Raw genomic sequence first — 13,103 nt, 5'->3', positions numbered from 1 at the left:
GAAGACATGCTGGACATCGCCGAGGAGCTGAACCGGTGGGTGGAGCAGGGGCGTGACTTCGCGGTCGCCACGGTGGTGGCGGTCGGCGGAAGCGCGCCGCGGCAGCCCGGCGCCGCGCTCGCGGTGGATGCCGGGGGCACGGCGGTGGGGTCGGTGTCCGGGGGCTGTGTGGAAGGGGCGGTGTACGAGCTGTGCCGGCAGGCGCTGGCGGACGGCGAGACCGTCCTGGAACGCTTCGGCTACAGCGACGAGGACGCCTTCGCCGTGGGGCTGACCTGCGGCGGAGTCATCGACGTCCTGGTCACGCCGGTGCGCGCGGCGGATCGCGTCCGCGCGGTGCTGGCGCCGGCACTGGCCGCCGCCGCCCGTGGGGAGGCGGCGGCGGTGGCTCGGATCGTGAGCGGGCCGCGGGAGTTGGTGGGCCGGGCGCTCGTGGTGCGCGCGGACGGCAGCCGGGACGGCGGCTTCGGCGGCCATCCGGAGCTGGACCGCACGGTGGCGGCGGAGGCGGGCGCCTTCCTGGACGCCGGGCGCACGGGCGTGCTGGAGGTCGGCGAGCAGGGCTCGCGGTGCGGTCAGCCGTTGACGCTGCTGGTGGAGTCCTCGGTGCCGCCGCCCCGGATGATCGTGTTCGGCGCGATCGACTTCGCGTCGGCGCTGGTACGGGTCGGCCGGTTCCTCGGCCACCGCGTGACGGTGTGCGACGCGCGTGAGGTGTTCGCGACGCGGGCCCGCTTCCCGGAGGCGGACGAGGTGGTCGTGGCGTGGCCGCACGAGTACCTGGAGCGGACGTCCGTGGACGCCCGTACGGTGCTGTGCGTGCTGACGCACGACGCGAAGTTCGACGTGCCGCTGCTGAAGCTGGCGCTGCGGCTGCCGGTGGCGTACGTCGGTGCGATGGGTTCGCGCCGCACCCATCTGGACCGGCTGGAGCGGCTGCGTGAGGTGGGCGTGAGCGAGCTGGAGCTGGCCCGGCTGCGGTCTCCCATCGGGCTGGACCTGGGTGCCCGTACGCCGGAGGAGACGGCCCTGTCGATCGCGGCGGAGATCGTCGCGGAGCGGCGGGGCGGCAGCGGGCTGCCGCTGACCGGCGCCCACACGCCGATCCACCACGACGGCGGGAGCGGACCGGCGGGCCGGATCGGCTCGGTGGCCTGAGCGCGGCCGGTCAGGGGAGCGGGACCGCCGGGGAGCGGAACCGGTCGGGGCGGCGAAGCCGGCGGGGAGCGGAGGCGATGGGTCTCACGACTGTCGCTCACGGCTGTCGCCTCACGGCTGCCGTGTCACGGCTGCCGGAGCAGCCGGTTCACCGCCCGACCGAAGACCTGGCGGCCGGCCCGTGCCACCACCGCGTTCATGGACGCCGGCAGGAAACGCAGCCGGATCTCCTCCTGCCACCGCACCCGCGTCCGCCCGCCCGGACCGGGCCGTACCTCGATCTCCGCCCAGCCGCGCACGACACGGCCCCGCTTCTCCAGGCGGCACAGCCCCGGCGTGTCGTCCACCGGGGGCCGCCACACCGTCACGTCCATCGGGTCGTCGAAGGCGAGCGGGCCGAGGCCGGTGCGGGCGACGACCCTGGTGCCGACGCCCGTCGGCGGAGGAGTGGTCACCGTGATCCGGGTGAGGGGCACGACCGCCGCGTGCCGGGGCCACTCCGTCAGCCTCCGCCACGCCTCGTCGAGGGGGAGGGGTGCCGTGCGCTGGACGAGGAAGGTGGCCACACGACGATCCTAGGCAACCGCGTCCGGGCGACGGCAGGACCGGGTGCGGGTCACCCGGCCGGACCAGTCGCCGCACCGCCGCCTACGGTCGACGGACTGCCGTACCCGGGCAGGCACCGCCGCCTACGGTCGACGGACTGCCGTGCCGGGCCGACAGACTGCCGTGCCCGGCTGGCGGACTGCCGTACCCGGTGGGCGGACTGCCGACCTGGTCCTCGGACCGCCATACCCGGTCGGCGGACCGCCGTGCCGGGTCGGTCGTCGTGTCCCGCTCGACGTCCGTACCCGCACGACCGTCGCCCTCACCGGTAGACCTCTCCCGGTTCCGCCGTTCCCGGAGCGAGGAGCTGAGGGCCGTCACGAAGACGAAGCCCCGCTTCTTCAGCGCGTCGATGATGCCGGGGACGGCCGGGACCGTGCCGTCGTGGAGGTCGTGGAGGTCGTGGAGCAGGATGACGCCGTTGCGCGAGGCCCCGGCGAGGACGCGGCGGGTGATCAGGTCGGAGTCGGTGGTCGCATAGTCCTTCGCCGGGTCCGGGAGGCGGAGCGGTCAGGCCGACGATGCGGCGGGCCGGCTCCAGCCGGTTCGTGGACCGGCCCGTGGACGACCCGGGCCGCCGCCGCCCCGACACCCGGCTGGCCCGGGAACAACCCGGCCGGCAGCCCCGTACCGGCTGGACCGAGGGCCTGGCCCGCACCGTTGGCTGGTTCTCGCGGGCGGAGGCTGCCTGAACCGTCCCGCACGGGCACAGGTACCACCGGACAAAGCACTGCGAACCATCGCGTACCAGCGCAGACCGTGCTGAGCTGTCTCCAAGTGTTTGAGACAGCTGCGAGTGCGGCACCCGCCTCCCCGCGGCACCACATGTCACAGGGACGGAGCATCCACCCCATGCGCACCCTCGGAATCAACGCCCTGTTCCACGACCCCGCCGCCGCCCTGGTCGTCGACGGCCGGACCGTGGCGGCGGCCGAGGAGGAGCGCTTCAGCAGGCGCAAGCACGGCAAGCGCCCGCTGCCGTTCTCCGCCCTGGACTGCTTCGGCTCCGCCCCCGTCGACCCGCCGGCCATCGGCCCGTACGCGGTGCGCAGGGGGAGGGCGCTCGGATGACGTCGTACGCCGTGGTGATCCCCACCCTGGTGCGGGACACCCTCGCCGACTGCCTCGCCGCGCTGGCCGCGGCGACGGGGCCGCACCCCGAGGCGATCGTCCTCGTCGACGACCGGCCCGAGCCCGGCGCCGCCGACCCCGGGACGCTGGAACACGCGCTGACGGTCCTCGGCGACCTGCGCGCCCGCACCACCGTGGTCACCTCCGGCGGCCGCGGCCCGGCCGCCGCCCGCAACGCCGGACTGCGCACCGTCACCGCGCCCTGGGTCGCCTTCCTCGACGACGACGTGCAGGTCGGACCCCACTGGTACACGCAGCTCGTCCACGACCTCAAGGAGGCGTCCCCCGACACCGCCGGCGTCCAGGGCGTCATCACCGTGCCGCTGCCCGGCGGGCGCCGCCCCACCGACTGGGAGCGCGGCACCGCAGGGCTCGCCCGGGCCCGCTGGATCACCGCCGACATGGCCTACCGCACGGAGGCCCTGCGACAGGTCGGCGGCTTCGACGAACGCTTCCCCCGCGCCTTCCGCGAGGACGCCGATCTCGCGCTGCGCCTCCTCGACGCCGGCTGGCGCATCCGCCGGGGCCGCCGCACCACCCTGCACCCGGTGCGCCCCGCCTCCCGCTGGGCCTCGCTCACGCAGCAGCGCGGCAACGCCGACGACGCCCTGATGCGGCACCTGCACGGGCCCGACTGGTGGGACAAGGCGGTCGCGCCGCGCGGCCGGATCCGCCGGCACGCCGCGATCACCGCAGCCGGGGCCGCCGCCTGCGCCCTCGCCGCCACCGGACACCGCCGGGCGGCCGGCGCCTGCGCGCTGGGCTGGGCGGCCGGCACCGCCGAGTTCGCCCGCGCCCGCATCGTCCCCGGACCGCGGACCCGTGAGGAGGTGACGACCATGCTGGTCACCAGCGTGGCCATCCCGCCCGCAGCGACCTGGCACCGGCTGGCCGGCGCCTGGCGCCACCGCAACGCCACCGCCTGGCGGGAGACGGTCCGATGAGCCCGGTGAAGGCGGTCCTGTTCGACCGCGACGGCACCCTGGTCCACGACGTCCCCTACAACGCCGACCCCGACCTGGTGCGACCCGTCGACGGCGCCCGCGAGGCACTCGACGCACTGCGCGCCCGCGGGATCCGCACCGGCGTCGTCACCAACCAGTCCGGCATCGCGCGCGGCCTGCTCAGCGAGGCCGACGTCCGCCGCGTCAACCGGCGCATCGAGGAACTCCTCGGCCCCTTCGACGTGTGGGCGCTGTGCCCGCACGGCCCGGACGACGGCTGCCACTGCCGCAAACCGCAGCCCGGCATGGTGCTGTGGGCGGCCGGCCGGATCTGCGTGCACCCCGCCGACTGCGTCGTCGTCGGCGACATCGGCGCCGACATGGAGGCCGCGCGCCGCGCCGGCGCCCACGGCATCCTCGTCCCCACCCCGCAGACCCGCCCCGAGGAGACGGACACCGCCCCGCACGTGGCCCCGGACCTCCTGACCGCCGTACGAACGGTGCTGAACGGGCTTGCGCGGGACGACGACGACTCCGCGCCCCCCGACGGCCCGGACGGCGCGGAGGACCCCGCGGGCGCGGCGGAAACGGACGGTTCCGCACAGGCGGCGAGAGGGCAGGAGGCGACCGGCCCGGACCGAGAAGACCGAGCGGAGCGAACAAACCGCACGGACCGTGCGGACCGCCTGAGCCGAGCGGACCGAGCGGACCGCCTGAGCCGAGCGGACCGAGCGAACCGCACGGACGTACCGGACCGGACGCACCGCACGGACGGTCCCGGTGCTGCCGAACCGGACGGTCCCGTAGGTGGTTCCGGCGGCACGGTCGTCGGGAGGGCCCCGTGAAGGCCCTCGTGACCCGGCTCGACAGCTTCGGCGACGTGCTGCTCGCCGGGCCCGCCGTACGCGCCGTCGCCGCCCGCGCCGACACCGTCACCCTGCTGTGCGGACCACAGGGCGCGCCCGCCGCCCGGCTGCTGCCCGGCGTGGACCGGGTACTGGTCTGGGAGTCCCCCTGGACCGGGCTGCAGCCGCCCCCGGTCGACCGCGAGGACATCGACGCACTTCTCGCCGCCGTCGCCGCCACCCGCACCGACACCGCCCTGGTCCTCACCTCCTTCCACCAGTCCCCGCTGCCCACCGCCCTGCTGCTGCGGCTGGCCGGGGTCCGTTTCATCGCCGCGGACAGCGAGGACTACCCCGGCTCCCTCCTCGACGTGCGCCACCACCGCGCCCCGCACGCCCACGAGGTACAGGCCGCGCTCGACCTCGCCGCGGCCGCCGGTTTCCCCCGGCCCGACGACGGACGGCTGCGCGTCCTCCCGCCGCCCCCGGCCGACGGGCTGACCGGAACCGGCCGGTACGTCGTCGTCCACCCGGGCGCCAGCGTGCCCGCCCGCGCCTGGAGTCCCGCGCGGTGCGCGCAGGCGGTGCGCGAACTCGCCGCCGCCGGGTACCGGGTGGTGGTGACCGGCGGGGCGGGGGAGCGGGACCTCACCGCGTACGTCGCCGCCGGGGTGGCCCTCGACCTCGGCGGCCGCACCGGCGCCGCCGAACTGGCCGGAGTGCTCGCCGGCGCCGACTGCGTCGTCACCGGCAACACCGGCCCCGCACACCTGGCCGCCGCCGTCGGCACCCCGGTGGTGTCGCTGTTCGCGCCGGTCGTCCCCGCCGAGCGCTGGCGGCCGTACGGGGTGCCGTACGTGCTGCTCGGCGACCAGCACGCGCCGTGCGCCGGCACCCGCGCCCGCCAGTGCCCCGTTCCCGGCCACCCCTGTCTGGACGAGGTGACCGGGCACGACGTCGTCGCCGCCGTCGGCAAACTCGTGGAGGTGGCATGAGGATCCTGCTGTGGCACGTGCACGGGTCGTGGACCACGGCCTTCGTGCAGGGCCCGCACACCTGCGTCGTCCCCGTCACCCCGGACCGCGGACCCGACGGACTCGGCCGCGCCCGCACCTTCGACTGGCCCGACTCGGTCGTCGAAGTGCCCGCGGAACGCCTGCGCGACGAGCACATCGACGTCGTCGTGCTGCAACGGCCGCACGAACCCGCCCTGGGCGACCGCCTGCTGGGCCGCCGCCCGCCCCTGGTCCACGTGGAGCACGACGCACCGCACGGGAACGTCCCCGACACCCGCCACCCGGCCGCGGACATCCCCGGCGTCACCCTCGCCCACGTCACCCACTTCAACCGCCTGATGCGGGACGCCGGTCCGGCCCCGACCGCCGTCACCGAGCACGGCGTCGTCGACCCCGGCCACCGCTGGACCGGTGAACTGCCGCGCGCCGCCGTCGTCGTCAACGAGCCGGTCAGGCGCGGCCGCGCCACCCGCACCGACCTGCTGCCCGCCTTCGCCGCCGCCGCACCCCTCGACGTCTTGGGCCTGCGCACCGAGCACCTGGCCGAACACCTCGCCCTGCCGCCCGACCGCTGCCGCGCCCACGAACTCACCCAGGCCCGCCCGCACACGGAGATGTCCCGCCGCCGCGTCCACGTCCACCCGGTGCGCCGGACGTCGCTCGGGCTGTCCCTGCTGGAGACGATGCACCTGGGCATGCCCGTCGTCGCCCTCGCCACCACCGAGGTCACCGAGTCCGTACCGGCCGGGGCCGGGGTGGTCTCCAACCGGATCGACGTACTGACCGAAGCCGTACGGGGCTTCGTCGCCGACCCGCTGCGCGCCCGCCTCGCCGGCGGGCGCGCACGGGCGGCGGCGCTCGCCCGCTACGGGCTGTCCCGCTTCCTGGACGACTGGGAGCGGCTGCTGAAGGAGGTGACCCGATGAGGATCGCCATGGTGTCCGAGCACGCGAGCCCGCTCGCCGCGCTCGGCGGCGTCGACGCCGGCGGCCAGAACGTGTACGTGGCGCGGCTCAGCGAGGAACTGGCCCGGCGCGGCCACCGCGTCACGGTGTACACCCGCCGTGACACGGACCGGCTGCCCGACCGGGTGCCGCTGCCCGGCGGCGCGGTCGTCGAGCACGTGCCCGCCGGACCGCCCGAGTCCGTCCCCAAGGACGAACTGCTGCCGTACATGTTGGCGTTCGGCGCCCACCTCGCCCGAGCCTGGCACCGGGAACCGCCGGACGTCGTGCACGCCCACTTCTGGATGTCCGGCCTGGCCGCCCGGATCGGCGCCCGCCCGCACGGCCTCCCGGTCGTGCAGACCTACCACGCCCTGGGCACCGTCAAGCGCCGTCACCAGGGCTGGCGGGACACCAGCCCGCCCGAACGCCTCCGCATCGAACGGGAACTCGGCAGCACCTGCGCGCGCGTCCTCGCCACCTGCTCCGACGAGGTCCGCGAACTCGCCCAGATGGGCGTGGCGTCCGGGCGGGTGTCGGTCGTGCCGTGCGGCGTGGACGCCGCGCACTTCCACCCCGGCGCCGACGGCACGTCCGTGCCCGCGCGCCGGCGCCGGCACCGGCTGCTCGCCTGCGGCCGGCTGGTCCGCCGCAAGGGCTACGACCAGGCCGTGCGGGCGCTGACCCGGATCCCGGACACCGAACTCGTCATCGCCGGCGGCCCGCCCGCCGACCGGCTCGTCCGCGACCCGGAGGCCCGGCGGCTGTGGCACCTCGCGCACCGGCTCGGCGTCGCCGACCGGGTACGGCTGCTCGGCGCGGTGAGCCCCGCCGACATGCCGGCCCTCATCGGCAGCGCCGACCTGGTGCTGTGCACGCCCGTCTACGAGCCGTTCGGCATCGTGCCGCTGGAGGCGATGGCGTGCGCCGTGCCGGTCGTCGCCACCGACGTCGGCGGCCACCGCGACAGCGTCGCCGACGGCACCACCGGCCGGCTGGTCCCGCCCGAGGACCCCGACGCGGTCGCCGCCGCCGTACGCGAACTCCTCGCCGCGGACGGACTGCGCCGCCGCTACGGCACCGCCGGACGCGAACGCGTCCTGGCCCACTACACGTGGAGCCGCGTCGCCGACGGCGTCGAGGCCGTGCACCGCCAGGTCCTGACCGCCCACGCGACCCCGAAGGAGGTGGCCTGATGACCGTGCACCCGCCCGTCACCGGACACGGCGACGAACTCCGGGACCTGCTGCGGACGTTCCGCGACTGCGCGCACGCCACCGAGCGGTGGGGCGCACAGCTCGCCCGGGTGCTCACCGGCGGCGGCCGGCCGCCGGCCGCGGGCAACGGCGGCAGCACCGCCCAGGCACAGCACCTGACCGCCGAACTCGTCGGCCGCTACCGCGACGACCGGCCCGCCTCCTCCGCGATCGGCCCGCACGCCGAGACCTCCAGCACCACCGCCATCGCCGACGACTACGGCGTGGACGCCGTCTTCGCCCGCCGGGTACGCGCCCACGGCCGCCCCGGCGACGTGCTGATGCTGCTGTCCACCAGCGGCGCCGGCGCCGACCTGCCGTCCGCCGCCGACGCCGGCCGCGCGGCCGGGCTGCGCGTGCGGGCGCTGACCGGGCCCGCGCCCGACCCGCTGACGGCCGGCAGCGACGAGGCCCTGTGCGCGGAGGCGCCCACCGCGGCCACCGTGCAGGAACTCCGCCTGGTGGCCGTGCACATGATGTGCGCGGCCTCCGACGCGGTGCTGGAGCGGGAGGTGGCATGACGGGCCCGGCACCCCTCCTGGTCGTCGGCGACGCCCTGCTGGACCGCGACCTGGCCGGCCGCGCCGAACGGCTCGCGCCCGACACGCCCGTGCCGGTCGTCGACGACCACGGCGACCGCACCCGTCCCGGCGGCTCGGCCCTCACCGCGTACCTCGTCGCCCGCGACGGCCGCGACGTCACCCTGGAGGCGGGCGTCGGCGACGACCCCGCGCGCCGGGAGCTGAAGCGGCTGCTCGACCCGTGGGTCCGGCTGCTCCCGCTGCCGCTCAGCGGCGATCTGCCGGAGCAGACCCGGGTACCGGCGGCGGACCGGCCCGTGGCCCGCCTGGACCGCGGCGACGGGCGGGCCCGCTCGGCCACCGAAGCGGCCCGCGCGGCCGTGCGGGACGCGCCCGCCGTCCTCGTCTCCGACCACGGCCGGGGCACCGCCGACCGGCTGCGGGACGTACTGGCCGCCCGCCCGCCGCTGGCTTGGGACCCCCACCCGCGCGGCGGACCCCCGGCGCCCGGCACCCGCCTGGTCACCCCGGCCGAGAAGAAGGTCCGCCCCCTCGCCCCCGCCGACGGCACCCCGCGCCGTGACCCGGCCGCCGCCGCCCGCGACGCCGCCGCCCTGGTACGGCAGTGGCAGGCCGCCGCCGTCGCGGTCACCCTCGACGCCCGCGGCGCCCTCCTCTCCTACGGCGAACACCCCCTGCTCGTCCCCGTCGCCGCCGTGCACCACGGCGACAGCTGCGGCGCCGGCGACCGGTTCGCCGCCACGGCGGCCGGACTGCTCGCCGACGGGGCGCTCGTCGGGGAGGCCGCCGCGACCGGCTTCGCCGCCGCGACCGGCTTCGCCGCCGCGACCGGCTTCGCCGCCGCGACCGGCTTCGTCGGCGCGGGCGGCTTCGTCGGCGCGGGCGGCGCGGGCGCCCTGCCCCGCCCGGACGCCGCGCCTCCGCCCGCAGACGGCGACGACCCGTTCGCCGTCGCGGAACGCGTCCGCACCGCCCACGGCACCGTCGTCGCCGGCGGCTGCTTCGACCTGCTGCACGCCGGACACGTCGGCCTGCTCCGGACCGCCCGCGGACTCGGCGACTGCCTGGTCGTCTGCGTCAACTCCGACGCCTCGGTACGGCACCGCAAGCGCGCCGGACGGCCCGTCAGCCCGCTCACCGACCGCGTGCGCGTACTGCGCGCCCTCGCCTGCGTCGACGCCGTCGCCGTCTTCGACGAGGACACCCCCGCACGCCTCCTGGCGGACCTGCGCCCCGACGTCCGGGTCAAGGGCGGCGACTACGCCGCCACCGACCTGCCCGAGGCCCGCCTCCTGGAGGAATGGGGCGGCCAGGCGGTCCTCCTGCCGTACCTCGACGGCCGTTCCTCCACGGCCATGCTGGAACGCGCCGCGGAGCCCACCCGATGACCCCACCCCGCACCCGGCCCCTCCCGCCCACCGCACCACCCGCACCCGCCGCCACCGCACCGCCGGCCGGCCCAGGCCGGACGCCGGGCCGGGTGCTGGCCCTGCGCGCCCTCGGGCTCGGCGACCTGCTGGCGGGCGTGCCCGCGCTGCGCGCCCTGCGACGCGGCTTCCCCGGCCACGAGATCGTGCTGGCCGCGCCCGCGGAGCTAACGCCCGTGGTCCGGGCGACCGGTGCCGTGGACCGGCTGCTGCCCGCCTCCGCCCCCGGACGCGCCGTACCGGCCGCCCTCGACTGGACCGGGCCGCCCCCGGACGTCGCCGTCGACCTGCACGGCAACGGGCCGCCCAGCCACCGCCTGCTCCAGCGGCTGCGCCCGCTGCGCCTGCTGGCGTTCGCGCACCCCGGGACGCCGGAGATCGACGGCCCGCCCTGGTACGCCGAGGAACACGAACGGGACCGCTGGTGCCGGCTGCTCACCTCGTACGGCATCGACGCCGACCCCGCCGACCTGCTGCTGCCCCGCCCGCCCGGCCCGTCCCCCGCACCCGGCGCCGTCGTCCTGCACCCCGGCGCCGGCGCGCCGGCCCGCTGCTGGCCGGTCGAACGGTACGCGGCCGTCGCGACCGCGCTGCGCGGGCACGGCGCACGGGTCGTCGTCACCGGCGGCGCGGCGGAGAGCGACCTGGTGGCGCGCCTGGCCGAACAGGCCGGCCTGCCCGACACGGACGTCTTCGCCGGCGGCCTGCCCTTCGACCGGCTCTCCGCCCTCGTCGCCGGCGCCCGCGCCGTTGTCAGCGGCGACACCGGCATCGCCCACCTGGCGGTCGCCCACGCCACCCCCACCGTCACCCTCTTCGGCCCGGTGCCGCCCAGCCGGTGGGGCCCGCCCGCACACCCGCGCCACATCGCCCTGTGGCACGGCCCCGAGGGCGACCCGCACGGCCGCAACCCCGACCCGGCACTGCTGCGCATCACCCCGGCCGACGTCCTGCACGCCGTCCACCGACTGCCCACCGCCACGGGAGGAGGACTCGCGCCATGACGGACCCCCGCCGCACCGGCGTCGTCATCGCCACCCGGAACCGCCGCGACCGCCTCGCCGTCACCCTGCGGCACCTGACGGCCCTGCCCGAGCGGCCCGAGATCCTCGTCGCCGACAACGCCTCCACCGACGGCACCCGCGCCATGCTCGCCCGCGACTTCCCCGACGTGCGCGTCCTGGCACTGCCCGTCAACCACGGCGCCCTCGCCCGCAACCACGGCGCCCGCGCCCTCGACACCCCGTACGTGGCGTTCAGCGACGACGACTCCTGGTGGGCGCCCGGCGCCCTCGCCCGGGCCGCCGACCTGTTCGACGCCCATCCCAGGCTCGGCCTGATCGCCGCCCGCACCCTCGTCGGCCCCGCCGCCGAACCCGACCCGCTCAACGACGTCCTCGCCGCCTCCCCGCTCGGCCCGGCCACCGACCTGCCGGGCACCCAGGTCCTCGGCTTCCTCGCCTGCGGCGCCGTCGTCCGCCGCCGCGCCCACCTCGACGCCGGCGGCTTCCACCGGCTGCTGTTCTTCGGCGGCGAGGAGACCCTCCTCGCCTACGACCTCGCCGCGCGCGGCTGGGGCGTCACCCACTGCCCCGACGTGGTCGCCCACCACCACCCGGCCCCCGCCGCCCGCACCGGCCGCCCGGCGCTCCAGCGCCGCAACGCGGTCCTGACCGCCTGGCTGCGCCGGCCCGTGCCCTACGCCCTGGCCCGCACCGGCGCCCTCGCCGCCGAGGCGCGCGGCGACGAGCACGCCCGGCGCGCCCTCCGGGAGGCCCTCACCCGGCTGCCGGCCGCCCTGCGCGAACGCAGGCCGCTGCCCCCGCACGTGGAACGGGCCGCCCGCCTGCTGGAGGGGACGTCCGCATGACCGACCCGCGCACCACCGTCGTCGTCATCACCCACAACCGGCGCCCCGAACTGCTGCGCACGCTCGGCCACCTCGGCGCGCTCCCCGAGCGCCCGCCGGTGATCGTCACCGACAACGGTTCCGCCGACGGCACCGCCGAGGCCGTCGCCCGCCACCACCCCGGCGTCCGGTTGCTGCGTCCCGGCCGCAACCTCGGAGCTGTCGGCCGCAACCTCGCCGTGCGCGAGGTCCGCACCCCGTACGTCGCCTTCTGCGACGACGACTCCTGGTGGTCGCCTGGCTCCCTGGCCGGCGCCGCCGACCTGCTCGACCGGCACCCGGCGCTCGGCTCGGTCACCGCGCGGATCATCGTCGAACCCGACGGCACCGAGGACCCGATCGTCCGCGAACTGCGCGACTCGCCCGTGCCGGGGCCCGACTGGCTGCCCGGGCCCGCGCTCGGGTCCTTCCTGGCCGCCGCGACCGTGCTGCGCACCGACGCCTTCCGCACGGCCGGCGGCTTCCACCCGCGGCTGTGGCTCGGCGGCGAGGAGGAGCTGCTCGCCGCCGACCTGGCGGCCGACGGCTGGTGGCTCACCTACGCCGACCACCTGACCATCCACCACCAGGCGTCACCGGTGCGGGACGCCACCCTGCGCCGGGTGCACGGCATCCGCAACACCCTCTGGTTCACCTGGCTGCGCCGCCCGGCCGGCCCCGCCCTGCGCCGCACCCTCGACCTGGCGCGCACCGTCCCGCGCGACACCGCCTCGCTGCGCGCCTTCGCCGAGGCGGCCGCCGCGCTGCCCTGGGTACTGCGGGAACGCCGGGTTCTGCCGGACGAGGTCGAGTCCCGGCTCCGCCTCCTCGAACCCGCCCAGCGCAACTCCACCGCCCGCCGCTACACCGGGTAGCCGCCGGCACGGACGGACGGGCCGCACCGGCGCCGCAGCCGGACGACGGCAGCACAGGTGCGGGCGGGCCCGGAGGGGGTGCGCGGGACAGTGCTGTGAGGGGACCGGAGGGGGTGCTCGGGGGGCGTGCAGGGCGGTGCTGGGACGGGCCGCGCGGGCCGTGCCGGGCTGCGCGGGACGGTGCTGCGACGGGCCCGGACGGGCAGCGCGGGACAGTGTTGGACGGACCCGGACGGGGTGCGCGGGGACGTGCAGGGCGGTGCCCGGACGGGCTGCCGTGTTGGACGGACCCGGACGGGGTGCGCGGGCCGGGCAGGGTGGTGCCGGGACGGGCTGCGTGGGCCGTGCAGGGCGGTGCCGGACGTGCTGCGTGGGGGGGGGCGTACCGGGGGGTGCCGGATGGGCTGCGCGGGACGCTGCTGCGATGGGCCCGGACGGGCTGTGTGGGGGTCGTCGTGCCGGGTGGCTCCG

At 77.3% G+C, this 13,103-nt stretch carries 12 protein-coding genes and 3 pseudogenes; 13 read left to right on the top strand and 2 right to left on the bottom strand.

What is annotated here, in order from left to right; all coding sequences use genetic code 11:
- The first annotated feature begins 6 nt into the window (after nt 1-6).
- On the top strand, nt 7-1,158 hold the full coding sequence (locus FGW31_RS05900; RefSeq protein WP_142192259.1) for an XdhC family protein: 1,152 nt from the start codon (nt 7-9) through the stop codon (nt 1,156-1,158).
- A 125-nt stretch (nt 1,159-1,283) separates the two neighbouring features.
- On the opposite strand, the gene FGW31_RS05895 is transcribed toward FGW31_RS05900, so the two are convergent.
- Both FGW31_RS05895 and FGW31_RS35510 read right to left on the bottom strand, forming a co-directional pair.
- The gene (locus FGW31_RS05895) at nt 1,284-1,724 is read right to left on the bottom strand and encodes an SRPBCC family protein (RefSeq protein WP_142192258.1); all 441 of its coding nucleotides are present in this window, start codon (nt 1,722-1,724) and stop codon (nt 1,284-1,286) included.
- Nucleotides 1,725-2,026: 302 nt separating this feature from the next.
- Nucleotides 2,027-2,253 (bottom strand): annotated as a pseudogene (locus tag FGW31_RS35510) (polysaccharide deacetylase family protein); the annotation flags it as partial.
- Between the two features lie 53 nt (nt 2,254-2,306).
- On the opposite strand from FGW31_RS35510, the pseudogene FGW31_RS05885 reads away from it, so the two are divergent.
- The 12 genes and pseudogenes from FGW31_RS05885 to FGW31_RS05830 form a co-directional block, all read left to right on the top strand.
- A pseudogene (locus FGW31_RS05885) lies at nt 2,307-2,456 on the top strand (SDR family NAD-dependent epimerase/dehydratase); the annotation flags it as partial.
- A 160-nt stretch (nt 2,457-2,616) separates the two neighbouring features.
- A pseudogene (locus FGW31_RS05880) lies at nt 2,617-2,754 on the top strand (carbamoyltransferase N-terminal domain-containing protein); the annotation flags it as partial.
- Nucleotides 2,755-2,831: 77 nt separating this feature from the next.
- A complete protein-coding gene (locus FGW31_RS05875) occupies nt 2,832-3,839 on the top strand; it encodes a glycosyltransferase family 2 protein (protein WP_142192257.1) in 1,008 nt (335 codons plus the stop codon).
- Entirely contained in the window at nt 3,836-4,684 is an 849-nt protein-coding gene (locus tag FGW31_RS36190; protein ID WP_373303379.1) for a D-glycero-alpha-D-manno-heptose-1,7-bisphosphate 7-phosphatase, read from the top strand. The genes FGW31_RS05875 and FGW31_RS36190 overlap by 4 nt, the downstream gene beginning before the upstream one ends.
- Nucleotides 4,681-5,679: a glycosyltransferase family 9 protein gene (locus FGW31_RS05865; protein WP_142192256.1), complete on the top strand. Its 999-nt coding sequence runs from the start codon at nt 4,681-4,683 to the stop codon at nt 5,677-5,679. Before FGW31_RS36190 ends, FGW31_RS05865 begins: the two co-directional genes overlap by 4 nt.
- Nucleotides 5,676-6,626 carry a glycosyltransferase gene (locus FGW31_RS35505; RefSeq protein WP_142192255.1) on the top strand — a complete coding sequence of 317 codons (951 nt, stop codon included), beginning with the start codon at nt 5,676-5,678 and terminating at the stop codon, nt 6,624-6,626. Before FGW31_RS05865 ends, FGW31_RS35505 begins: the two co-directional genes overlap by 4 nt.
- On the top strand, nt 6,623-7,840 hold the full coding sequence (locus FGW31_RS05855) for a glycosyltransferase (RefSeq protein WP_142192254.1): 1,218 nt from the start codon (nt 6,623-6,625) through the stop codon (nt 7,838-7,840). The genes FGW31_RS35505 and FGW31_RS05855 overlap by 4 nt, the downstream gene beginning before the upstream one ends.
- Nucleotides 7,840-8,421 (top strand): D-sedoheptulose-7-phosphate isomerase, encoded by a 582-nt coding sequence (locus FGW31_RS05850; RefSeq protein WP_142192253.1) that lies wholly within the window; start codon nt 7,840-7,842, stop codon nt 8,419-8,421. Before FGW31_RS05855 ends, FGW31_RS05850 begins: the two co-directional genes overlap by 1 nt.
- The gene (locus FGW31_RS05845) at nt 8,418-9,830 is read left to right on the top strand and encodes an adenylyltransferase/cytidyltransferase family protein (RefSeq protein ID WP_142192252.1); all 1,413 of its coding nucleotides are present in this window, start codon (nt 8,418-8,420) and stop codon (nt 9,828-9,830) included. Before FGW31_RS05850 ends, FGW31_RS05845 begins: the two co-directional genes overlap by 4 nt.
- Nucleotides 9,827-10,873, top strand: a complete 1,047-nt coding sequence (locus FGW31_RS05840; protein WP_142192251.1) for a glycosyltransferase family 9 protein — start codon at nt 9,827-9,829, stop codon at nt 10,871-10,873. Before FGW31_RS05845 ends, FGW31_RS05840 begins: the two co-directional genes overlap by 4 nt.
- Nucleotides 10,870-11,739, top strand: a complete 870-nt coding sequence (locus FGW31_RS05835; protein WP_142192250.1) for a glycosyltransferase family 2 protein — start codon at nt 10,870-10,872, stop codon at nt 11,737-11,739. Before FGW31_RS05840 ends, FGW31_RS05835 begins: the two co-directional genes overlap by 4 nt.
- A complete protein-coding gene (locus FGW31_RS05830; protein ID WP_142192249.1) occupies nt 11,736-12,632 on the top strand; it encodes a glycosyltransferase family 2 protein in 897 nt (298 codons plus the stop codon). The genes FGW31_RS05835 and FGW31_RS05830 overlap by 4 nt, the downstream gene beginning before the upstream one ends.
- Nucleotides 12,633-13,103: the final 471 nt, after the last annotated feature.

Origin of the sequence: Streptomyces calvus (assembly GCF_006782915.1) — a bacterium.
GTDB lineage: Bacteria > Actinomycetota > Actinomycetes > Streptomycetales > Streptomycetaceae > Streptomyces > Streptomyces calvus.
This window is presented reverse-complemented; position numbering and strand designations above follow the sequence as displayed.